The organism is Mucilaginibacter sp. L196, from assembly GCF_009765905.1.
In the GTDB taxonomy this organism is placed as follows: Bacteria; Bacteroidota; Bacteroidia; order Sphingobacteriales; family Sphingobacteriaceae; genus Mucilaginibacter.
In genome coordinates, this window is record NZ_LMUO01000004.1 from 112,006 (window position 1) to 136,716 (window position 24,711).

General features: G+C 40.5%; 12 protein-coding genes. 5 read left to right on the forward strand and 7 right to left on the reverse strand.

The window, feature by feature from the left end; all coding sequences use genetic code 11:
* Positions 1 to 48 precede the first annotated feature (48 nt).
* Positions 49 to 1,692 (reverse strand): SusD/RagB family nutrient-binding outer membrane lipoprotein, encoded by a 1,644-nt coding sequence (locus GSQ74_RS00890; RefSeq protein ID WP_158989105.1) that lies wholly within the window; start codon positions 1,690 to 1,692, stop codon positions 49 to 51.
* Between the two features lie 28 nt (positions 1,693 to 1,720).
* Complete coding sequence (locus GSQ74_RS00895) at positions 1,721 to 4,861, reverse strand: SusC/RagA family TonB-linked outer membrane protein (RefSeq protein WP_158989107.1); 3,141 nt, start codon at positions 4,859 to 4,861, stop codon at positions 1,721 to 1,723.
* A gap of 341 nt (positions 4,862 to 5,202) precedes the next feature.
* Here GSQ74_RS00895 and GSQ74_RS00900 point away from each other — a divergent pair, with 341 nt between their 5' ends.
* The 5 genes from GSQ74_RS00900 to GSQ74_RS00920 all read left to right on the forward strand — a co-directional run bounded on the left by GSQ74_RS00900 (position 5,203) and on the right by GSQ74_RS00920 (position 14,769).
* Positions 5,203 to 5,835: an RNA polymerase sigma-70 factor gene (locus tag GSQ74_RS00900; protein ID WP_158989109.1), complete on the forward strand. Its 633-nt coding sequence runs from the start codon at positions 5,203 to 5,205 to the stop codon at positions 5,833 to 5,835.
* A gap of 46 nt (positions 5,836 to 5,881) precedes the next feature.
* Positions 5,882 to 6,907, forward strand: a complete 1,026-nt coding sequence (locus tag GSQ74_RS00905) for a FecR family protein (RefSeq protein ID WP_158989111.1) — start codon at positions 5,882 to 5,884, stop codon at positions 6,905 to 6,907.
* Positions 6,908 to 6,993: 86 nt separating this feature from the next.
* On the forward strand, positions 6,994 to 10,308 hold the full coding sequence (locus tag GSQ74_RS00910; protein ID WP_216846645.1) for a SusC/RagA family TonB-linked outer membrane protein: 3,315 nt from the start codon (positions 6,994 to 6,996) through the stop codon (positions 10,306 to 10,308).
* A 4-nt stretch (positions 10,309 to 10,312) separates the two neighbouring features.
* Entirely contained in the window at positions 10,313 to 11,917 is a 1,605-nt protein-coding gene (locus GSQ74_RS00915) for a SusD/RagB family nutrient-binding outer membrane lipoprotein (RefSeq protein ID WP_158989113.1), read from the forward strand.
* Between the two features lie 500 nt (positions 11,918 to 12,417).
* Positions 12,418 to 14,769, forward strand: a complete 2,352-nt coding sequence (locus GSQ74_RS00920; RefSeq protein WP_158989115.1) for a glycoside hydrolase family 127 protein — start codon at positions 12,418 to 12,420, stop codon at positions 14,767 to 14,769.
* Positions 14,770 to 14,824: 55 nt separating this feature from the next.
* Here the strand turns inward: GSQ74_RS00920 and GSQ74_RS00925 are convergent, their stop codons facing one another.
* The 5 genes from GSQ74_RS00925 to GSQ74_RS00945 form a co-directional block, all read right to left on the reverse strand.
* A complete protein-coding gene (locus GSQ74_RS00925) occupies positions 14,825 to 15,334 on the reverse strand; it encodes a hypothetical protein (protein ID WP_216846652.1) in 510 nt (169 codons plus the stop codon).
* Complete coding sequence (locus GSQ74_RS00930) at positions 15,276 to 16,235, reverse strand: PorP/SprF family type IX secretion system membrane protein (protein WP_158989119.1); 960 nt, start codon at positions 16,233 to 16,235, stop codon at positions 15,276 to 15,278. The genes GSQ74_RS00925 and GSQ74_RS00930 overlap by 59 nt, the downstream gene beginning before the upstream one ends.
* 175 nt (positions 16,236 to 16,410) lie before the next feature.
* Positions 16,411 to 18,621 (reverse strand): RICIN domain-containing protein, encoded by a 2,211-nt coding sequence (locus tag GSQ74_RS00935; RefSeq protein WP_158989121.1) that lies wholly within the window; start codon positions 18,619 to 18,621, stop codon positions 16,411 to 16,413.
* A 711-nt stretch (positions 18,622 to 19,332) separates the two neighbouring features.
* On the reverse strand, positions 19,333 to 21,300 hold the full coding sequence (locus tag GSQ74_RS00940; RefSeq protein ID WP_254060781.1) for a glycoside hydrolase family 97 protein: 1,968 nt from the start codon (positions 21,298 to 21,300) through the stop codon (positions 19,333 to 19,335).
* 444 nt (positions 21,301 to 21,744) lie between these two features.
* Positions 21,745 to 23,949, reverse strand: a complete 2,205-nt coding sequence (locus tag GSQ74_RS00945) for an RICIN domain-containing protein (RefSeq protein WP_158989123.1) — start codon at positions 23,947 to 23,949, stop codon at positions 21,745 to 21,747.
* Positions 23,950 to 24,711: the final 762 nt, after the last annotated feature.

Sequence of the window (24,711 nt, forward strand, 5' to 3'; positions counted from 1 at the left end):
AACACTAATCAAAACTCAATTGTGGTAGTATGTAGGATCAGAATTGTATTAAAAGTTTGGCCCATTAACGTCCCACCATAAGCGGGTAGTAATATTATCAGGGCCATTTAATAAATTAGCTATCGCGTTATTAAAAGCAGTTGGATCTTTTAGAATGAGCGAGCTCGGATATTGTAAGCGGCGTATCTGAAGTGCTACAGCTCCCGGGATGCCGCTGTCATTGTTGATTATTGGAAATAATTTTGGATAGCCTGTACGTCTGTAGTCAGCCCAGGCTTCTTGTCCATCCGGAAATAAAGCCAGCCATTTTTGGGTAATAATCTGTTCCAGCATTTGCTCCTTGGTACCATTCGGGTTCCAGGCTACGCTAATGGTTGATAGCGCGGTCGCATTATTGGCAGGAACAAGAGGATCTACATAATTGGCTTCTGTGGTTGTACCCGCTATATAAGCGTCGGCACCGGATGCAACACCATACTTAGTCATAGAGTTTCTTATGCCGGTTTCATAATCGGTTTGAATACTTTCACTGGTCCATCCGCGTAAAGCAGCCTCGGCCCTCAGGAACCATACTTCAGCAGAAGTAAGAATTGGCTGCGGGACACTAGGCGTAAAATATGCATTGGGATTTGTGGCAGTTGCTATGTTTCCGGTTGAAAAGTACGCGTAGGTCGCATTATCACTAACATAAGTACCGGTGCGTACTCCGTGATACTGCCCGGCGTATGGAGATGAGCCGGTTGGTGCCGCCGTAGTAGGGGCAAAATAAACTGTAAACCTCGGGTCATTATAACCCTGCATATAACTTTGTATGGCCGCATCCATAACCATTTGCCCCCCCCCATAAGTAGCAATTGCATAAAAGCCAGTGAACCCGTTTATTGATGATGGTACGTTGGCATCATCAGCAGTCGTCTCTAACAAACCGCCTGAATTCTGGATCGCTTCTAATGCTTGTGCTTTTGCAGTTACCGCGTCAACCTTTACTATACGCATAGCCAAACGCAGGCGAAGCGAATTGGCATATTTGAGCCATTGTTTATAGTTCCATCCATAAACATAGTCAGTACTTGCGGCATATGGCGATGATGTGATACCCGCGCTTATCGCCGCTTGAAGATTTGTCACAGCAGTATCTATCTGTTTAAAAAACTGCTGGTAAATTGCTTGCTGGCTATCAAAAGGAGTTGTTGTTAAAGAGGAACCAGCCTTTGAATATGGAACCGGGCCAAACCTATCGGTTACCTTATCCATAGCTGTAACCTGTATGAGCAATCCTATTCCCCATACCGGAGGTTGCGAAGTTTTAATGTTGGTGGTGAGCGACAACGAGCGCATACTTGGCAAAATATCGCCATAAATGTCTCCTAATGCCGGTGCGTTCCAACTTTCATGCATACCATAGTCCAAATTGCTACCTTGATTAAAAGCGCATGCGTCCAGGTATCCGGCATAACCATCCGCGCTAAGATTTTGGGCGCGCTGGTAATCGTCGAAAATATCTACTTCAAGAGGGCCAAAGAGTGTAGAAGCTATGGCAACGGATTGGGTAGAAGATAATTTGGTAGGATCGGTATTGTATTTTTCAAAATTCTTGGTACACCCTGCCAGCGCTAAGGCTATGAACATAATCCCAATAAACTTGTATTTACCTTTTGGGTTATATGCTATATATTTAAAGTTCCTTTTCATTGTTTTATAATTAAAATAATCAATATTATTAAAAGCTAACATTAGCCGAAAAACCGAGGTTACGTGTTGCAGGCGGGTTAAATGCGTCCACACCTCCAAGGCCATTACCTGTAGAGGTGCTTACCTCAGGATCGAACGGCGCTTTTTTGTAGAAATAGAACAGATTGCGACCTATTAATGCAAATTTCACACTTTTGATGGCACTGTTGGTAATTGGCCATGTATAGCCAAGTGATGCTTCACGCAGGCGAACAACCGTAGCGCTGTAAATATATTGATCTGTTAAACCAGTGAGGCCACCTGCTGCCTGATACCAGTTTTTCGCGGTAACAGAAGTTACCGACTGGCCTGAGGAATTAACCCCATTGACTGTAACTGTGCGGTTGGGGCCATTGCCGAGGGAAGCCTGTGAAACGCCGAAATAGTCCATCTCTGCCTGGGTATAGGAAAGCACCTGGCCGCCAAATTTTCCGTCAACCAGGAAATTCAGGTTAAAGTGGCCGAAATCAAAACTATTGCTCCACCCCAATTGAAATTTCGGATTAGGATTACCTAAATAACTATATGTACCAACTTTTTGCGGCGCATAGTTGCTTGCGTTAGTACCCGACAACACTACCTGGCCATTGGCGTTTTTTAAAGTAGTGTATCCGTATATATCACCCACGGAACCGCCATCTGCCATTACCGATTCATACCCATACTGGCCATTACCACTACCGGTTAAAATAGCTAAAGGTAAACCATCTTTGTCATCAACCTGTATTACCTTATTTTTATTCATGGAAGCATTAAAGGAAGTATTCCATATTAATGCTTTATCCCGTATCACATCAGCGCCCAAAGTAATTTCAAAACCTTTGTTCTGGATATCGCCCGCATTAACATAAGCATTTGAAATGAGGGTGAAAGGAGACGGCTGTATAGAGAAATATTGGTTATAAGTATGGGTATCATAATAGGTGGCACTGAAACTGATGCGGTTATCTATAAATTTCCAGTCCGTACCCAATTCAAAAGAATGGGTCATTTCAGGCTTCAGGGTCTTTAATGGCGCATTGTTATTAAGTACTTCGGCACCGCTGCTATTTTGTGTATTTTGTCCTAAAGTTACATTAAAGGGTACGCCGTTACCAACATTGGCATAACTTCCACGCACTTTAGCGTAGGAAATAGCCTGGGGCATAGCAAACATTTGCGATAAAATAAACGTAAGACCTTCCGAAGCATAATCGTAATGGTCATTAGGCGTAAATGCCAGGGTTGAATTCCATTCAGTACGGTTAGTTAAGGCTAAATACACCCAATTTTTGTAGGAAAGGTTGGCGCTTTCGAAAATTGATTGGGTTTGCGTATGGGAAAAATAGGTGTTTGGAGCAATTGGATTACCTGCAGCATTAAATATATTAGAAAGAGAAAAAAAGTTGGGTGTTAAAAGCTGACCATTATTTCCGTTAGCACCGTCGCCAACAGCTAAACTATTAGTCCTCAAATCACTTATGGAAGCGCCTACTAAACCATCCAGTTTGAATTGGCCCCAGCTTTTTGGGTTAAAATTGGCAATAATATCGCCATACTTTTGCTCAGTTACCCCGTTATTGTAAGCGAACGCCCCATTAGGAGCAGTAACACCATTAAATACGGTTCCGGCGCTTTGATCATAGTTATAAACGTCATTGGTACGGTCAACATTTCCCCTTACCTGTAAATTAAACCATGTGGTAAAATCATATTTCACATTGGCGCTGGCTATTATGCGGTTACGCTGCAAACTATTCGGATCATTATTGATAAGCCACCACGGGTTTTGCTGCGGGGGATTAGTTCCTCCCAGGTTCGGCCAGTTCTGTGTAGCCACGCCGGTTGACGAATTAAGATTTTGATAATTGGTTTTGTAGGGTAATATGTTAGCCCCTCGTGGAAACAAGTATAGGCCTGTCAATGGGTTAGCACTCACTCCCAATTCCGGGGTATTGGCAATATTTTGATCAATATACGCCATATTGCCGTCAACCGTTAATTTATTGTTCAACAATTTTAATGTTTCGTGTAAATTAAAGTTGTTTCTCTTCAGATCGTTTTTGGGTTCAACACCGCTCGCGGTGGTATTAGCGTATGAAAAATAAGTTTGAGCTGTTTCAGAACCGCCGGAAAGGTCAATAGCGTTGGTGAAGTTGGTACCGGTTTGGAAAAACTCTTTTAAATTATTATGAGGTTGGTCAGAAATTGCAGGCCCGTAACTATCGGAGGCACTTGGAGTTTGCCCATATTGGTTTTGAAACTTAGGCAATGAAACCGCATTTGAAGCCTGAAAACTTGACGAAAAATTTATTTGAACTTGTCCTGCCTTGCCTTTTTTAGTGGTAATCAAAATTACGCCATTTGAAGCCTGGCTACCATATAACGCGGAGGCAGAAGCGCCTTCCAATACAGTAATACTTTCTATATCCTCGGGATTTAAATTTGATATACCATCCCCGCCATCAGGAGAGCCGCCTTGTATGCTGGTAGGTTGGCTCCCATTTGATGGACTACCCAGCGGTACACCATCTATCACATACAAAGGCTGGTTACTACCTGCGAATGAACGTATCCCCCTGAGTTCAACTTTTGTTGAACCGCCAACACCAGAAGCACTGGGTGAAATGGTTACGCCAGCTACCTTGCCGCTTAATGAGTTCATCAGGTTATCCGTTTTTACCGTGTTTATTTCATCGCTGCTAATCGTTTGGGTAGCATAAGTAAGCGACCTTGAAGACCTTTTGATACCCAAAGCTGTTACCACAACCTCGTTAAGTTGGCTTGAATTAGCTCCAAGCGTTACAACTATATTCGTTTCTGTCCCAACAACAACTTGCCTGGTATTATAGCCTACATAGCTAAAAACAAGTATATCGCCCGGATTGGCTGATAAAGAAAATTTACCATTCACATCGGTTTGCGTGCCTGTGGTGGTACCTTTGATAACAACGGAAACACCCCCGAGCGTTGTTCCTGTACTGTCGCGTACCGTTCCGGTAATTGTACCCTGAGCATACAAACGCTTGGTGAATTTGGCGGGGTTCGATAAATGATGATTGATTGCGCTTCCTGATGTAATTACACTCCCGGCAGCAAATGCTCCCGCGGAACTACAAACAATCAAGCATGTAAGTAAGCTTTTTTTCATACTCATGTTTAGATTAATTAAACTGTTAATAAATTGGTTTTAGAACTAGCAGCCGGATAAATGGCGACCATTAATTGGTTTTTGGGCGCGCTTACTATCAGTTACTAAGGTTATATCCCTTTTTGCTAAAGAATTGCCTACAAGAATTTTTATTTTTTTAATAAACACTGCATTTGTTTTATAAAAAAAGATTGTGCCCCAAGGATTATAGGGAAACGCTATCATTATATTTTATTACAATGAGGTTGATAAAGCGTCAAATTAATACTAAAACTATTCTATTATAATCCGAATTAGTACATTGCGTTTACTTTCATCTGATCATTAAGCCATAGAAGAGATTGAAACCTGATTTACTTGAACTCTGGAAAAAAATCTGTTTAACGGATGATGTTAAAGCATTTGAGCAGCTTTATTATACGCTATTTGGCAAATTGATTAAATTCAGCATTTATTATGTTCATCAGCGGGAAGCGGCTGAAGAAATTGTATCAGAGGTTTTTGTAAAATGCTGGAGTAACAGGAGCAGCCTGAGCCATATTGAATATCCGGAAAGCTATTTATTTATCGCTGTTAAAAATCAATCGTTAAAATATCATAAAAAATATTCCAATATACACCTGGTTGAATTAGAAGATCATCAGTTCCGGTTGGTTGATCTGGCTGATCCATCCAAAAAACTGGAAATAAAAGAATTACATCACCGCCTTGATAAGGCCATTGAAACCCTGCCTATGCAGGCACGTATGGTCTTCAGGCTAATTAAAGAAAACGGCTTAAAGTATAAAGAGGTTGCCCAGATACTGGAGATTTCACCAAGAACGGTGCAAACGCAGCTTTTCAGGGCGATTGATAAACTGAGGCAAGCCTTGAAGTCGCTGCCGGAAAATGAGCATAACTCCGGGATGAAAGGTAAAATCCTGGGTATTTTGATCCTATTTTTTTATTCAATAAATTATTTAACCAACTTGTAGGCATCTTTTATAAAAAAGAGATTATCATATTGTACACAATACACCAATGGAAGAAAAGAGATTTACCGAATTACTTGCAAAAAAATTATCCGGAGAGATTACTCCTGATGAGTTTGCTGAGTTTAACCGGCTTATTGCAGGCAATACCTCTTTTCAAAAAGAATATGAATCGGTAAGGTCCTACTGGATGCAGGACGACGAGCCTTATGACAACATGGTGGGCATTCTTGAAAAAATCAAGCAGCGTGCAGGAATTACGGACACCGACGAAAACACAGCTAGTGTAATTGAAATACAGCGTCCCAAAAAGAACTTGTTATGGTTGCGCAGCATTGCTGCAGCTGCTATCGCGCTTATTGTGTTATCTGCCTCTTTCTATTTTTTCAGAATAAATCCCCCCGGAAATACCACTACACGCTTGTCCGAACTAAAAACAAAGAATGGATCAATTGCTAAAATCAGGTTAGCTGATGGCACATTGGTTACGCTAAACGCTTTGTCGACGCTAAGCTATCCGAAAAACTTCACTGGTAAAACAAGAGAAGTTTTTTTAAGTGGGGAGGCTTTTTTTGATGTAGCTAAAGATCATAAACATCCGTTTATCGTGCATACAAATCAATCAGATATCCAGGTGCTGGGTACTGCATTTGATATTAAAAGCTATAAAAATGACCCGCAATTTGAAGCAACACTTTTTAGAGGAAGCATTCAGGCTACATTAAAAAATAATCCTGCTATAAAAGTTATACTAAAGCCAACAGACAAGCTACTTATTCAGCATACATCTTATTCTTTAACCAAGGAAACTTACTTTGATGATTCGAATACCTTAAATATCGAAACAGCATGGATGAATAATAAGCTCGTATTTAAAAATGAACCCTTTGAGCAACTTGCCAACAGCCTGGAAAGAAAATATGGAAATAACATATTTTTCAAAAATGATGTATTAAAATCCATTAAATTTACCGGTGAGTTTGAAAAAGAAGATATAAATCAGATTTTATTATCGTTACAAATAGTTACCCGATTCAATTACAAAATTTCGGGTAATAACATTTATATTTTTTAACCAATTATTTATTCTTTTTCAAAACATGTCCTGTATAGACCAATCAGGGCCAGGGCTGATATGCAAAATGTTTTACAGGTTAATTCATGAAATTAATCAGGTTACTATTATTGATTCTCATTTTCTGGAACTCAAAACAAGGGTACTGCCAAACAAAAGTTACACTCAATTTGCGGCATGCAACTTTTGAAGATGTAATAAATGATATTAAAAACCAAACGATCTACCATTTCATATATCGCCCAGATCAGTTACCCGGATGGCCTATTACACTACATATCAGAAACCAGGAGGCACTGACTCTTCTACATAACCTTTTAATGGGCACTGGCTATTCCTTCCATGTAGTTTCAGATAATTTAATAGCCATCAGCGCTCCAAGAGATACTGTTCAAAGATTACCGATAACTGGATTTGTAACTGATGAAGACGGCAATCCGCTAAGCAGACTGTCCGTCAGGATAACAAATAATCCTTATGGAACAGAAACGGATGAGAATGGTAAGTTTACCATTAACGCTATTAAGGACAGTATTATTAAAATATCCGGCATTGGATTCATCACCCAGGAGATAAGGGCTGGCATTATCGGTGAACCCTTAAGAATAATTATGCTACCTACTGCTAATACCCTTGATGAGGTAGTTGTGACGGCTTTAAATATAAAGAAAGCGGACAGGAAGGTAGGCTACTCGGTGTCGACTATACAGGGAATAGACCTGACCGAGGCCAGGGAGTCGAACGTGGCTATGTCACTTGAAGGACAGGTGGCTGGATTAAATGTGAGTGGCGTTAACGGAGGACCGGCATCATCTTCAAGATTACTGCTCAGGGGAGCTGCCAGCATGAGCGCCGGTTCCCCTTTACTCATATTGGATGGCATACCAATAGACAATACTCAGCGCGGTGCGGCAAATGAATACGGCGGCGCGGATTACGGCGATGGATTCAGTAATATAAATCCGGATGATATAGAAAGTATTACCGTTTTAAAAGGATCTGCTGCTTCGGCATTGTATGGGGCAAGGGCAGCAAATGGCGTAATACTGATTACGACAAAAACCGGAAAAAAGAACTCAAAAACATTAATTGAATATAATCTCAATCTTGCCTACAGCCAGGCTGTAAATAATACCGATTTTCAGTATGTATACGGTCAGGGCTCACAAAACGAAAGGCCTACGGATGTGGCGAGTGCAGTAGCATCTGGCTTGCTGAGCTGGGGGCAAAAGCTAGATGGAAAACCAACCATTCAATTCGACGGTAATTTATACCCATATTCAGCCGTTAAAAATAATGTTGACCAGTTTTACCGGATAGCTCCATCACTTACCAATACCATTGAAGTAAGTGGCGGTAACTCCAAAGCTACCTTTAGGGCATCCGCTTCTGATCTTGAAGATGAATCGATTGTTCCCAATAGCGGACTGAACAGAAAAACCTTCAACTTAAACACCACCTACGATATTACTGACCAACTAGAATTCAGCTTTAATGGCAACTATATTTATGAACTCGATAAAAACAGATCGTACTTAAGCGATGGCCCGATGAATCCTAATTATGGTATTGAGTTTTTGGCGACAAGTGCCAATCAGGCCAGCCTTAAGCCCGGTTACAATCCATCAAACGGCGATGAATCACAATGGAACAGCGATGTGTACATTACCAATCCGTACTTCGCTGTAAATAAACAGGTAGACAATTCCACCCGGAACCGCTTTATAACCGCCGGCGTTTTAAAGTACAAATTCTCTGAGGATATGTATCTACAGGGTAGGCTCGGATACGATATTAGCAATGATGGATTGTTAAATGTTTTGCCTACCGGAACTGCGTTCACCGTGAACGAACAGGGTGGATTGAATGGCTTGAGCAAATCACAAACATCCGAGCTGAACACCGATCTACTCTTTGTCGCGGAAAAAAAACTGACATCAAATCTTGATCTCGATTTTTCGGCAGGCGGTAATTTCCGCAAACGTCAATATAATCTAACAGAGATTACCGGTTCTCAATTTATAACCCCTTATTTATATACTCCTGCAAACCTGGCAAGTATAGCTACAAATTATGACGTATCTGAAATTGTAACGGAGTCTGCCTATTACTCGGCCGATGTTGATTTTATGCATCTGCTAGACATAACTGCTACCGGCAGGTACGATGTTTTTTCAACGTTACCAGCCAATAGCAGAGGGATTTTTGTTCCGGGCGTTTCGGGCAGCTTTTTATTTTCAGATCTCTTGCACCTGCCACAACTGAGTTCAGGAAAATTTAGGATTAGTTATGCCAAAACAAGTGGGGAGCCATCGCAACCTTATACTACGCAATTGTATTTCACCTCCAATAACACGGTAAATGGTATCCCTTTAGGAAGTTTTTCTCCTGAGCTGCCCAATTACAACCTGAAACCGTTCACGCTTAACGAATTTGAGACTGGTGTTAACGTAAACTTCTTCCAGAACCGTTTAGGCGTAGATGCCACTTATTTCAACCGGATCACCCACAACGAAATAGCGAATGCCCAACAGTCAGTTGCGACCGGGTTTACATCTGCCTATGTTAATGTCGGTAAAACTAAGAATACAGGCATTGAGTTATTGCTAACCGGGACACTAATAAAAACAATTTCATTTTACTGGAAGACAAGTATTAATTTAAGCTTGGTTCATAATATGCTGTTATCTATTGATGGTTCAAGCCAGTACCTGCTGACCGGCACTTACCGGCCGTTAAATGCAAACACAGCCTTGGTTGTAGGCAAATCCATCACGCAAATAATGGCTTATGATTACAAAAGAGATGCGGCAGGAAATATCATTATAGGGAGTGACGGCATACCCGAACGCGGAAACCTAGACGCAATGGGTGGCACGTTGCCAACGTCTTACGGTGGTTTTACCAATTCATTTCATTATAAAAGGTTCAACCTGTCTTTTTTAATCGATTACAAATTTGGCAATAAAGTACTTTCGGCTACAGAGGATTACTCTTACGTTTATGGATTGAATAAAGCAACTTTACCCGGGCGCGAAACTGGCATTGTCGCAAATGGCGTAAATGAGAATGGGCAGCGTAATACGATCAATGTACCGGCTTATACTTATTATCCCGACTTAGCTACGAATATTTCAGCGTTATCTGTTTTAAACGGCAGTTTTATCAAATTCAGACAGCTTATTTTGGGATACGAATTTCCGGCACAATCTTTACACAGTGTATTCCAAACTATATCTGTTAGTCTTGTTGGCCGTAACTTGTTTACTATTCTGAAATACACTAAGAATATCGATCCCGAATCAGAATTTGCTCCAACTTTGGGCTATGCGGGAATAGAAGGCGAATCGTTACCGGCAACAAGAACTATGGGGTTAAATTTAAATTTTAAATTCAGGTAAGGCTATGCGAATAATTCTTTTTACATCACTTATCGGACTTGTTTATTTAACGGGCTGTACCAAAGCACAGTTGAACAATATCAATACGGATCCTACAAAGTCAACCGCAACAAACTTCGACCCCAACGATTTGCTTTCAACTGCGCAACTGAATTATGCTAATACCGGTTACTACCAATTGGTATACGAAAGTACGATGATGCAGGTACTTGCGTCTACCTATTTTTATTATAACAATGGTGATAAATATATAAACGAGGGCAATTTTACCGACTATCAGGGGGCTATCTTTAGCCAGGGTTACACCGAAGCAGGTGACATCAGGCAAATGCAGCAGCTTTGTATGCAGAAGGATTCAGCAAGCTATTCCAATCTCATCAATATTGGTAATATTATGTTCGTGATGATCTTACAAAGAGTTACCGATATGTATGGCGATTGCCCCTACTCGCAGGCTGACATGGCAGAGCAAGGAATAAAATATCCGGTTTATGATCACCAGCAGGATATTTATAACGCCATGCTGTCTGAATTGAATAACGCGATCTCCAGACTTGATGTGAATAAGCCCAAACCAACGGCGGACCTTTTTTATAATGGCGATATCAGCAAATGGAAAAAATTCGGTTATTCATTAATGCTGAGAATAGCCATGCGCCTTACAAAGGTAGACCCAGCCACAGCTCAGAAATGGGCGCAAACGGCGGCCGCAGGTGGCACGTTTGCCGATGTCAGCGATAATGCGATCGTGCAGACGGATGCCTCTAATGCAAGCAGTCAGAATGGCTCCTCAATCGCTCTAAGAACGCTTACCGACTATGAACAGGTGAGATGGAGTAAAACATTGATTGATTACTTACGGCTAAATAATGACCCGCGATTAAGCGTTATTGGCGAAATCCCTCCGGCTGGTCTTTCAAATAATGGTAATGAAAACCTCACAGGTAACCCGGATTCATCATTGCAACAAGGGTTGCCAAACGGCTATGACCTGCTGGGCGGCTCAACAGATATCAAGAACTCGCCCGACTATCCCGGCGGTACAGGCTCGGGGGCCGATTTCGCGCCGCTTGGGAATTACTCCCGCCCCAGAACAAGTGTTTACCTGAACCTTGGAGGCCCAATCTTTGTGCTGACTTATGCAGAAACAGAGTTTTTACTGGCAGAGGCAAGCGCAAGAGGATGGAATATAAACGGGACCGCTCAACAACATTACGCTAACGGAGTTACCGGCGCTTTTCAATCGCTTACTCAGTTAAATGCGCAAACGGAAGTAAGTCAACCTTCGATCACTAACTATTTAAATTCGCATCCTTTAGACATGTCTTCGGTAAGCAATTCGCTTCAGATGATCAATACGCAATATTGGGTAGCGACCGGAACTGATTTTAATTTCATTGAAAACTGGTTTAACTGGAAAAGATCCGGATACCCGAATCTTACCCCTATAAATTATCCGGGAAATATAACCATGGGCACAATACCCAGACGAATGATCTACCTGTCCACTGAAATATTGACAAACCCGGTGAATTACAAAGCCGCTGTTGCACGATTACAAGGTGGCGATGTTTTGACAGCAAGAGTTTGGTGGGATACAGGTAATTAAAAAAACCTACACTTACTCTAAAAAGACATTTTAAAATAAAAAGGTTCCTTAGAGTTACCTAAGAAGCTTATTTTGTTTTGTGATACTACCTGAATTCGAACAAGAGGACACAAGGATTTTCAGACGCTTAGCCTATTTAAATATATCGCTTATAATGAAAATGGATTTAATAATTTCACCACTTTTTACAAATTTTTCAAACAAATAACCCGCAAAAGGATTGCCTTGATCAACAAGAAATATTAATTTTCTTTTTCATAAGTGTTATTTTAACAATTATAATTATATTTGGGATTTATAAGCCTGTTTCCTCCAATTATTATAGACTGAATTTTATCTAGTAGCTCATTATTTGAGTTTCAATCACTTGATATTGGTAGGCATAATTATTATGTCAAACCGAAAACTACCTTCAGTAGCGATTCAGGATATTACTGGCATTGGAAAGTGGTTAGGACCTTAAACAAGATATAAAACACTTTGGAAACACCTAGTTGATTATGAAATATATATTGATCCTATTTTTCTTTCTATACATTTCAGTTGATGCTCAAAAAGCAACCAAGTTGAATGCTTTTCCTTTACAGGACGTAAAACTATTGCCGGGAATATTTAAAGACGCCGAAATCACTGACTTTAATTATATGATGGCGATGAGCCCGGACAGGCTTCTGGCTCCATATCGCCGTGAAGCCGGATTACGACCAAAAGCGAAGAGCTATCCGAACTGGGAAGATTCAGGCTTGGATGGCCACATGGCGGGTCATTACCTTTCGGCCTTATCGATGATGTATGCTTCGACAGGAGATAACCGGCTACTGGAACGGCTGGATTATATGATTAGTGAACTTAAAATATGCCAGGATAAAAACGGTGACGGCTACGTTGGAGGAGTTCCTGGAAGTAAGGAATTATGGGCACAGGTGAGGGCGGGAAATCTAACAGATTTTAATAAGAAATGGGTCCCTTTCTACAACATCCATAAAGTTTTTGCCGGTTTGCGTGATGCTTACTTATATACGGGAAATAAAACCGCTAAGCTAATGCTGATCAAATTCGCCGATTGGTTTGTGAATATAAGTTCCTCGCTATCTCAACAAAAAATACAGGAAATACTTCAAACAGAACAAGGCGGCATAAATGAAGTCCTGGCGGACGTTTATGGCATCACAGGTGACAAAAAATATCTTTTGGCTGCATATAGTTTCTCACATCAATCGTTACTACTTCCGCTCGAACACGGCCGTGACGAGCTTAATAACCTTCATGCCAATACACAAATACCCAAGGTTATTGGGTTCAAACGAATAGCAGATTTAAATAACGATACCAGCTACAATAAGGCCGCCCTGTTTTTTTGGCAAACCGTTACAGAACACCGGTCAGTGGCTATTGGTGGAAACAGCGTAAGGGAGCACTTTAATCCATCGGACGATTTTTCGACGATGATAGCCAGTGTTGAAGGACCCGAGACCTGTAATTCTTATAACATGCTGAAACTTACAGAAGCATTGTACTTTTCTGATCCTAAACCAAGTTATATCGACTACTATGAAAGAGTGCTTTATAACCATATCCTTTCATCAGAAAGAATTGGAAAAGGGGGATTTGTTTATTTTACGCCAATGCGGCCGGGCCACTACCGGGTTTATTCCCAACCACAAAGCAGCATGTGGTGCTGTGTAGGCACCGGCATGGAAAATCACGCGAAATATGGTAAATTGATATACGCCTATAAAAACAACGATCTATATGTTAACCTTTTTATCGCATCCCAATTAAACTGGCGGCAAAAAGGATTAAAATTAACACAATCTACCTCATTTCCTGAAAGTGAAAACACAACAATTAAAGTTGATGCGGTACCAAATGGGTCTTTCGCTATAAATATAAGATACCCTTCCTGGGTAAGGACAGGAAACCTGACGGTGTTAGTAAACGGCCAAAAGCTAAATGTTGCCCAAAAGCCGTCAACGTACATCACCATTAAGCGGACCTGGAAAAAAGGAGATATAGTATCCGTTCATTTGCCGATGCAAAACACAATTGAGCGGTTGACAGATAGCTCGAACTACGAGGCAGTTTTACATGGCCCTATTGTTTTGGCCTCAATAATAGATACCAATAATATGGAGGGACTTTTGGCCGATAGTAGCCGTATGGGGCATGTAGCCAACGGTAAACTGTACCCGCTACAACAAATGCCAATGTTTGTAAATAATTCGAACGATGACGCGGCTTTAATCAAGCAGGTTCCAGGCAAGCCATTAACATTTACAGCGCAAAAACTAATTTATCCCGCAAAATTCAGTTCCTTGAAATTGATACCGTTTTACAAGATACAGTCTGCCCGTTATGTAATTTATTGGCAAAGGGAAACGACAAATAGTATTTCCGCAATCCAGAAAAAACTGTCGGCCGAAGAAGATAGTACAGCTCGACTTGCCGCAATTACGATCGATTTGGTAACCCCCGGAGAACAACAGCCGGAAGCCGATCATTTCATTGAGAGTGAAAATTCCAGTACCGGAGTTACCAATAACCGGCACTATCGAAATGCAACCGGCTGGTTTACCTATAATCTTACCGACAAAGACAAACGGGCGGGAATACTACGCGTGACTTATTTGGGTTCGGAAAAGAATCACAAGTTCTCCATTCTTATCAATGATCAGCTTATTACTAAAGTTAACATGGGTGATTCCTATGTAAACAGATTTTTCACGGAAGATTATGTTATTCCAAAAAATGTTTCACAATCATCCAATGGTATTTTAAAAACGAAGTTTTTAGCCGATGCCGGTTCAGTTACAGGATCCGTTTACGAAGTTCGCCTATTGAAAAATGAATAACAGGTACATCTTTTCATAAGCTCACATGTCATTTGTATAAAAGTATAGATTGCTTTTAATGTTCAGTTGAGGCAGGATACAAATGTAAAATATTTAAGGTTTTGACTGTCTTATAACAGACAACCACGTTTTCATTAATCTTCTCAGGGGGCATATTTTCGTAATACACAGGTATGATCGCTTTGGCTAACAAAGCTTGTCTGTGATTATCAAGCAAACGCTTCCACCAAAATTTGTATATGCGTGGATAAATCACTTTTTCCATATTGTCTTCCCTGGTAAGTTTTTCCAGTGCAAGTAGTTTGTACATTACTTTGCGCGAATGGTCTACGATACAATGCGACCGTTTAGTGTATCCAAATTGTTTATTTAGTTCCCAGTTAGTTTTGCCCGAAATAAGTAGCTGTTCAAATATTTCAATATGCAGTGTAGAGAATTGCTTAGATTTTAAATTAGGACGCGTAGCTGTTTTCATATTCCGTTTGATCACTTTTCTTTTGTCATATTTATAAAACTTTTGGTGTGGAGCTTCCTTCACCAAAACGATAACTAAGCATAATTTCATGTACGGCATTATTATAGCCGCCTAAATTCGAACTATTAGTGCCAAACTGATAACTGTAGCCTATCTGTACTGTACTAATATTCAAGTCGAGCAGAAGTGCAGCCTGGCTATTAGTAGCATAACTAGCACCAAAACCAAATGCATCCTTTATATAAAATATACCTGCAAAATTGGCCGTTACCGGAGAGCCACTTGCATAAGTTGCTAATCCGGAAGATTTAAATTTGAAATCATCGCTCAATTCAGCAAGGTAAGCTCCGGCTAAATAGTAGTGATTTTTTAAATAATTTTCATCCTGGACTGACGCTGTTCCAAGGCTGCGTAAAGTAAGCTCCGGCAATGACAAGCCTATATAATAAGTATCGCTGTATAATAATACTCCAAAACCTAAATTGGCTTTTGTTTCACTAATATTATTATTAAATAGAGGATCGTTATTCTCATCGATTGATAGATAATTAGCTTTATATGAGCGTATACCCGCATTGGCAGAGACCGCTAAAAAAGTCTGATCATCTAGCTGGATTGATTTTGCAAAAAAAAAGCTGGCCTCCGTTTGTTTCTCGACAGCGATTTGTTCATTTTGTACAATAAAGCCGGTTGATGCCCCCATATCCGGAAGCGGAATGCTTGCATTTAAAAGATAGGTTGACGGCGCCCCGTCTATCCCGGTAAACTGTTTTCTTGTAACCGCGGTTACTGACCCAGCCTGATCGGTAAGTGAATACGCCGAATTGATAGGCGTAAGATTATTCATATACTGCGTATAACTAAATGGTGCAATGCTTTGGGCAGATGAGTTATAGACAAAAAACATGAAACCAATGGCAAGTGAGCATAATTTAAATACTTTTCCTTGCGATTTTTTAATGATATTAAGTTTAAGTACAATTTGTTTCATTGTTATGCTTTTGTAAGTTTTTCTATTTTCTTATGCCTGGTCTACTCCCATTGACGGTAGTATTTTCCCTTCTTCCATCAACCCAATATGAGTTTAATAAAAGAGCAGTCGGAATTATCAAACCGCTCTTTTTATTTTATTGGCTGTCGCCAACACGCGTGTTGCCAAAGATTTGTTAATATTTCAGCACGATAAACCCGGTTTTACTTTTTAGCACCCCTTTATCAGTGTATTGCAGCTGATAATAATAAGTGCCCTGGGGCTGTAGCTGACCGTTAACGCTTGAATGCCCGTTAAATACCTGGGTTACATTGTCGTAATGACTGGCTTCATATACTTTGGTGCCGTTTACGTTAATCACCATTATTTTATTGTCGGGGTAGTTTTGAATATTGGCTATCGTAAGCACATCATTCACGCCGTCGCCGTTGGGAGACAACGCAGAATTAACAACAGGCTCTGCTATTATTGCCAAAGAAGGTTCGACCATTGCCGCGGCTACAGTAGCAGCTGTGGTACCCGGACTTCCGAATAACCAACACTGATTATTATTTCCAGAATATGGCCATTGTATAATTGTTGCACCAGCAGTGCTGGAATTCCCATTAACATCCAGTACCTGTCCACTGTGACATGCCATTATGGAGTAATATCCGCCAGGTTGCGGGATGAGTGCAAATTGTTGATTTAGTCCTGCATCCGATGGCCATTGAATGGCATTGGTTCCTGCTACAGTCGAGGCATTATTAATATCCATATACAGGCCGTTATTTACATTTTTTAATTTGTAAAGGTTGTTTCCGGCATCCACAAGTACCCATTGCTGGTAGGTGTTATTGGCATAGGTATTCTGTACAATGTCTGTTGCATTAGCTGATGAGCCACCGCTGGGATTAGCACACTGGCCACTGTTCTCCGCGGTCAATACATATGTTTGACCGATGGTTAATGGTAAAGCTGAGAACGTAATATTACTTGTGTAAGTGCCTATAGTGAAATTACCGGCAGCTGCGCTGGTAACCGTAGTCCCATTAATCAGCAGGTTCTTAAAAAAAACATTCGTCGTCTCGCGTGTTGCGTCATAACCGTTAATAGATGACGCGGGAGTGGCGGTGCCGGTGTAACTAACATTGGTATAAAAAACGCTATCAATCGCCCGTCCGGGGTTATAATTGTAGGTAGAATTATAGACTACTGCCATGGTAATAAATGCAGTATTCACAAAATCCTTTACCCTGACATTGCTGAACTTAAAATTGGCAGCCCGCACCCTATCGCCAACAGTGAAATAAATGGAGCCTTGACCTGCCGTCCGGCTCCAATCACAAATGTCGACGTTCGCCACGGTAATATTGCGTATTTGTGTGTCGGTATTTTGATCGCCATATACACCGACATGAAACGAATGCGCCAGATCAGGCAAAAGTGTTGAATTGGTGACGGTAATATTGGTACAATTGCCTGTAAAACCATCCTTTCCTCCGCCATAAAAAGCAATGGCATCATCATTTGTTCGTATAAAAACATCATTAACGGTAACACCGTTAGAGCAAAAGATATCATAGCCATCCCCCCAGGTCTTCGAGCTGAAAGACACGCAGTTACTAATAGAGACATTGGAACTTTGCCCGCATCGGATCCCGCAGCCACCGCCCCCACCCCAGCCATGGTTAAAATCAAGAACTCCATCAATAGTAACATTACTGGCATATGATGCAGAAATTGCATCGAAATTGGGCCGGAAGATAACTCCTCTGCCCAGCACCTTGGTATTTGTGGTGCTATCAAGGTTTATGCTGCGCACACCGGCCCCTCCTTGTATGTAAAGTGTTTTCCCGCTGGGTACTTTTATAATGCTGTCAACAAAAGTGCCGCTTGGAATAAAAATGACATTTGCAGCCCCTTGTTGCGGCGGGTTCACTTCCAGGGGATCAGCGATAATATGTATACAATTGTTGTAATGGTCGCCATTTATGTCAACATAGAATTTTTTGGGGCCCGAAACGGTGAACATAATGGAATCACCACCAAAGGTCGGCGTTACGTTCATAGGTGCAGGATATACTGCCGCGCTGGTAACAGTGGTGGAAAAGATGATTTTATAATCTGTTGAACCGCTGCAGCTGAGATAACCACAAGTAGTGTTTGTTGCGCCCCCGCTTGCAGTTGTGACAGGGGTATTGTATAAATACACCGTATTCCATGTTGTGGTTCCATGATCCCTGGCCTTAAGGGTATAGGCAAACTGGCATGCCTGTACACCCGGAACCTGGGGATATGTTATCACTGTTGCATGGGTTGCGACCGAAAAGCATAGGCAAACAACAACAGCCAGCAGCTTTACGCTTGTCATCAAAGTCGTTTTATGGTTTATAATGGGTTTCATTTATGTGATATTTAAGGTGAGTTGTTGGGAATAATTTATAGTCCTGCTTAGCGGATAAGGACAGTACTAAGAAAATCAAACAAGAGATACGGTACCGAAATACGCAGATTGTTCTCTTTTTTAATTTGTTTGAACTTAATGAGTTTTCGTCCATTAACAAATAGTAAAATTTTACTCATAACTAGGTAATTGGTTAAGTTAATTAAAGGTTATCAGCAATACGGTCGTGTCACCGCATTATTCAATTGGTTGATACAAATTAATGTATAATTAAATGTTACTAATGCGCTGTTATTGGTATTAAATGAGCTTAAACAGTTATAAATAAGCCTATAACATCAAAATACACTTTAGCAATAGCGCCAAAATGATTCATTACTTTTTGACTGATGAAATAAATTATCAGCGTTCTTCAAACCGCTTCGAAATATTTTTGAATGCAATTATGGCTGGGTGAGAAATTTATATATATGACGAAGAATGGTAAGGGGACAGAGTCAATACCTCAAGGGGCAGCTATTTCGGTTAATATGTCGCGACTGGGGAATTTAAATCTGTCACTACAAAATAGATTGGCGAAACCCAAAGATTCCTTTTTCAAAGGGTTATCACCATCCAGATCATTCTATAGGCACAGCCGATATCGTATCGTTAATTATATTACTTAATAATCTAAATTTTTATAATGCAGCTCTGTAATTACTAAATTAGTTACTCTTGTTCCGCGTCAATTACAAACCCGCCATATGGTTCTACCTTAACTTTTGTATGATTGGTGAAGGTAACGCTTATCTTTTTGAAAGATAAGGGCTGGTTCCCATCAACTATCATAGTTGACCCGCTACTTCGTTTTATAAAAGACAGATCGAGATCAAGTGTTTTTGCGATATGCTCACCATTTATTCCCGCTATATACCAATGTTTTCCTGACCGCCTGGCCAATACTACTAGTTTACCGGGGTAGCCTTGTATAAAACGAATATCATCCCAGCTTTCCGGTAGGTGTTTTAGAAAATCCTTAACATAAAACGGTACTGTGCTCATGCCTTCAGGAGTTTCAGCTATATGCGTAATACCTGACTGAAAAATTATAGGCAAAGCCAGTTCAAAACAACTGGTGGTTGCACGCTTCAAATTGCGGACATGATTTAAAGCCATAGGCGTGTAATCCATCGGATCGAATAAATTCCTGGTATAAGGGATCGTAGTACAATGCATCGGTTGTTCATCCAGATTGGCTTGAGAAAACGTGGCAAATTCCATACCTTTTATCGCCTCCATAGTGACCAAATTGGGGTAAGTACGTTCAAGGCCCCGCGGAAGTGTTGTGCCGTGGAAATTAACAAGTAGGCCAAAGTCCGCCGCGTCTTTTAAAATAGCTATATAATATTGGATCATCGACTGGCCATCACCACCGAAGAAATCGATCTTAACGCCCTTTACACCCATTCCCTTTAAAATGCCAAATTCCTTTAACCGACTTTCGTGGGTAAGCAATTTATCCTTTGGCGTTTGAGGCGTTTCATTCCATTTTCCAGCCGAGTTATACCACAACAATAATCCAACATTTTTAGTGCGCGCATAGTCCGCCAATTCTTTCATTTTTGGATAACCGATCTTAGTATCCCATAATGCATCAATCAGGCAGTAGCGCCAGTGCATATCTGCTGCATAATCAATGAACCTTTTTTGCACACTAAAAGTAGTTGAGTCATCGCCTAACAGTACCCAACTCCAGGCAGAAATCCCAGGTTTCGTAACAACCTTTTTTTCCACTATGGCAGGCTGTGCAATATTCGTCCCCAGGGTCGACTCTACGATTGTTTTCAGTGAGCCAATAGCTATTACCCGCCAAGGGGTATACCACGGTAGTTTCGATTCAGGGCCGAGAATACCGTTGGTGAAAACCTCAAGTGACTGAGGGAGACCTATGCTGTATTCCCCATCGGGTGATTCCGCTTTTAAACGCGTTACGCAATAATCTCCGTTAGGGAATGATTCTGTAACAGCCACCCAATTTTTCCCAGTATGAAATAGAGCGGGATACACCCAGCCGGCGGCGATTGGCGAGGTAGTCCCAACAGGAATCTCTTTTTGATAATATTCCTCGTAAGACGGATTAGCTTTTGCCCAACCTGATTTTGCATTACTCATGGGTTGCATCCAGGCTTTAGCTGCCATATCAAAGTGATATGTAGTTTTTTCTTGAATGATATGCTTTACTTCACTGGAAGAATCGGGGAAATAATATCGAAAGGCGACGCCGTCATTAGATACTTGAAAAATGATGTCCATCGGATGTCCATCTTTATTCTTGAAATGAAATGTTTTCTTATTAGCTAAATAATTATTTATTTTTCGCTTGATGGTAAGTAATTCGTAAGTATCAGATACTTCCCTAACACCGTCTGCATTTAAAAAAGTAAGGTTTTCGGAGAAGTCCCCGTCATCTCGAATCAAGCCTAACCTGGAATCCTTAAGGACTTTCTGACTATCTTTGATAATTTGATAATATAAGTTACCTGATTTTATAGTTAATATGACACTTAATTTGTTGTCAGGGCTTGATATTCGGAATGGTGAAACTACACCTTTAGCGTTGCCGCAAAAACTAAAAAAAAGTGTAAATATTAAAAGACATTTCAGTCCAAGTGCTTTTGCATTAAATTGCTTCATCATTATTTTATTATATGTGTTCAAATCACATTTATTATTGGTTGATCCAATCGGCAAATTACAACTGCTGTATAATATAATATGGTTATTTATAATTTCTATAGGAGGCTCAAATATATTTGTTTATAAATGTATAAACAACATTTATAAACAAATACCATAATATTTTTATGTAATCAATTTTATTTTACCTTTCTGTATACCCGAAACAATCGGTTCAAATATTTATTGCTAAGAAAGGGTTTCGAAGGAATCATGAAACCCGGCTTATAATTATTGAATAATAAGATGCTTGTCGCTATTTTCTTATATATAGTCTACTCCCATTGGCGGTAGTACTTTTCTTTTCGAGACTCAATATGAGTTTAATAAAAGAGCAGCCGGGATTATCCAACTGCTCTTTTTGATTTCTTGTTTGTCGCAAACACGTATGCTGCCAAACATTTGTTAATATTTCAGCACGATAAATCCGGTTTTACTTTTCACAACCCCTTTGTCAGTGTATTGCAGCTGATAATAATAAGTACCCTGAGGCTGTAGTCGACCGTTAACGCTTGAATGCCCGTTAAATACCTGCGTTACATTGTCATAATGACTGGCTTCATAAACTTTGGTACCGTTTACGTCAATCACCATTATTTTATTATCTGGGTAATTTTGAATATTGGCTATCGTAAGCACATCATTTACCCCGTCGCCATTAGGTGACAACGCGGAATTAACAACAGGTTCTGGTATTATTGCCAGAGATGGTTGGACCATTGCCGCGGCCACGGTGGTACCTGGGCTTCCGAATAACCAACATTGATTATTATTTCCTGAGTATGGCCATTGTATAATTGTTGCACCAGCAGTGCTTGAGTTCCCGTCAACGTCCAGGACCTGTCCACTATGGAGAGCCATAATGGAGTAATATCCGCCGGGTTGCGGGATGACCAGGAACTGTTGATTCAATCCACCATCTGATGGCCATTGAATGGCATTGGTTCCGGCTACGATCGAGGCGCCATTAATATCCATGTACAGGCCGTTATTTACATTTTTGAATTGGTAAAAGTTGTTCCCGGCATCTTCTAATACCCATTGCTGGTAAGAGTGATTAGCATAAGTATTCTGTACAATATCTGTTGCATTAGCTGATGAACCACCACTTGGATTAGCACACTGACCACTATTTTCCGCGGTCAATACATATGTTTGACCGATGGTCAGTGGTAAGGCTGAGAACGTAATGTTACTGGCGTAACTACCTACAGTGAAATTAGCAGCAGTAGCGCTGGTAGCTGTGGTCCCGTTAATTATTAGGTTATTGAAGAAAATATTTGTGGTCTCGCGGGTTGCATCGTAACCGCTGGCAGATGAAGCGGGAGTGCCAATGGTACCGGTATAATTGACATTCGTATAAAAGACACTATCAATAGCACGCCCGGGGTTATAATTGTAGGTAGAATTATAAACTATCGCCATGCGAATCAGTGCACTGCCTATAAAATCCTTTACCCGGATATTGCTGAACTTCATATTAGCCACCCTCACCCTATCACCAACACTAAAATAGAAACAACCCTGGCCTGACGATCTGCTCCAGCTACAAATGTCGATATTCGCCACTGTGATATCACGTATTTGTGTGTCTATATTCTGGTCGCCATAGACACCGACGGAAAACTCGTGTGCATTATCGGGCAAAAGTGTTGAATTGGTAACAACTATATTATGACAATTTCCCGTGAAACCATCCTTTCCTCCACCATAAAAAGCAATGGCATCATCATTTGTACGTAGAAAAACATCATTAACTGTAACACCGTTAGAGCAAAAAATATCATAGCCATCCCCCCAGGGTTTAGAACTAAAGGACACAGCATTACTAATAGAAACATTGGTACTTTGTCCGCACCGGATCCCGCAACCACCATTTCCGCCCCAACCATGATCAAAGTCGAGAATACCGTCAATGGTAACATTACTGGCACGTACTATGGAAACTGCGTCATACCATGGGCGGAAAATAACTCCTCTTCCCAGCACCTTGGTGTTTGTTGTGCTATCAAGGTCTACCCCCATCACACCTGCCCCTCCCTGTATATAAAGTGTTTTTCCGCTGGGTACTTTTATAACGCTGTCAACAAAGGTGCCGCTTGGGATAAAAATAACATTTGCAGCCCCTTGTTGCGGCGGGTTCACTTCCAGGGGATCAGCGATAATATGTATGCAATCATTATAATGGTCGCCATTTATGTCAACATAGAATTTTTTGGGGCCAGAAACGGTGAACATAATGGAATCACCAGCAAAGGTTGGCGTTACGTTCATCGGTGCAGGATATACTGCCGCGCTGGTAACAGTAGTAGAAAAGATAATTTTATAATCTGTTGAACCACTACAGCTAAGATAGCCACAAGTAGTGTTCGTTTCGGCTCCGGTAGCATTTGTGACAGGCGTGTTGTATAAATACACCGTATTCCACGTTGTGGTTCCATGATCCCTTGCCTTAAGGGTATATGAAAACTGGCATGCCTGCACATCAGGAACCTGGGGATAAGTTACCACTGTGGCATGGGTTTCAACCGAAAAGCACAGGCAAATAAAAACAGCCAGCAGTTTCACGGTTGTCATTAAAGTCGTTTTAAAGTTTAGAATGGTTTTCATTTTGTGATATTTTAATGTGAGTTGTTTGGAATGGTTTAGAATCCTGCTTAGTAACAAGGTCAGCACTAAGAAAATCAAGAAGAGGATGTACCGAAATACAGAGATTGGTGAATTAATTTTTTAATTTGTTTGAGCTTAATGGGTTTTCGTCCATTAGCAAATAGTAAGATTTTACTCATAATGATAATTGGTTAGATTAATGAATATGCTATTAGAAAATGCGAGATTATTCTTTGTCGCACTATTTAATAATTGGTTGATACAAATTAATATATAATTAAATGTTATTGGTGCGCTGTTATTGGTATTAAATAAGCTTAAACTGTTATAAATAAGCGCATAACATCAAAATATATGTTATTAATGTACTAAATGATAAGGTACTTCTTGACTGCAAATAGATCGTATGAGCCACATTTACTTTGCCCTAACAAAGCTGGAGCTTTTCTTCATTAGCATCCACTGCAATTGCATTGCTCAACGTATTAAAATAAAAACGGACCTATTTTATCCTAAAGTAAAACTGCAATATTACCAACGGCTAATACCAACACGCCACTAATACAATCAAAAACAATAAGAATGGTGAAAAACGGCCCAATAAGTACTTATAGCCAAGCAAGCTCCAACAGTTATAAATCTTTTTCTATTCCTACCGCTCATTTAATCTATTGATGACCAGCAAACAACACCAAACCTGGCACAATAGGGCGATAACTACTATCAAGTTTTATCATAACAGGACCATATACATAAATACCG

Bases quoted from the DNA above. Each gene is read 5' to 3' on its own strand.
- GSQ74_RS00890 (WP_158989105.1), bottom strand. From the start codon at position 1,692: ATGAAAAGGAACTTTAAATATATAGCATATAACCCAAAAGGTAAATAC.
- GSQ74_RS00895 (WP_158989107.1), bottom strand. From the start codon at position 4,861: ATGAAAAAAAGCTTACTTACATGCTTGATTGTTTGTAGTTCCGCGGGA.
- GSQ74_RS00905 (WP_158989111.1), top strand. From the start codon at position 5,882: ATGGAAGAAAAGAGATTTACCGAATTACTTGCAAAAAAATTATCCGGA.
- GSQ74_RS00910 (WP_216846645.1), top strand. From the start codon at position 6,994: ATGAAATTAATCAGGTTACTATTATTGATTCTCATTTTCTGGAACTCA.
- GSQ74_RS00915 (WP_158989113.1), top strand. From the start codon at position 10,313: ATGCGAATAATTCTTTTTACATCACTTATCGGACTTGTTTATTTAACG.
- GSQ74_RS00920 (WP_158989115.1), top strand. From the start codon at position 12,418: ATGAAATATATATTGATCCTATTTTTCTTTCTATACATTTCAGTTGAT.
- GSQ74_RS00925 (WP_216846652.1), bottom strand. From the start codon at position 15,334: ATGAAATTATGCTTAGTTATCGTTTTGGTGAAGGAAGCTCCACACCAA.
- GSQ74_RS00930 (WP_158989119.1), bottom strand. From the start codon at position 16,235: ATGAAACAAATTGTACTTAAACTTAATATCATTAAAAAATCGCAAGGA.
- GSQ74_RS00935 (WP_158989121.1), bottom strand. From the start codon at position 18,621: ATGAAACCCATTATAAACCATAAAACGACTTTGATGACAAGCGTAAAG.
- GSQ74_RS00940 (WP_254060781.1), bottom strand. From the start codon at position 21,300: ATGATGAAGCAATTTAATGCAAAAGCACTTGGACTGAAATGTCTTTTA.
- GSQ74_RS00945 (WP_158989123.1), bottom strand. From the start codon at position 23,949: ATGAAAACCATTCTAAACTTTAAAACGACTTTAATGACAACCGTGAAA.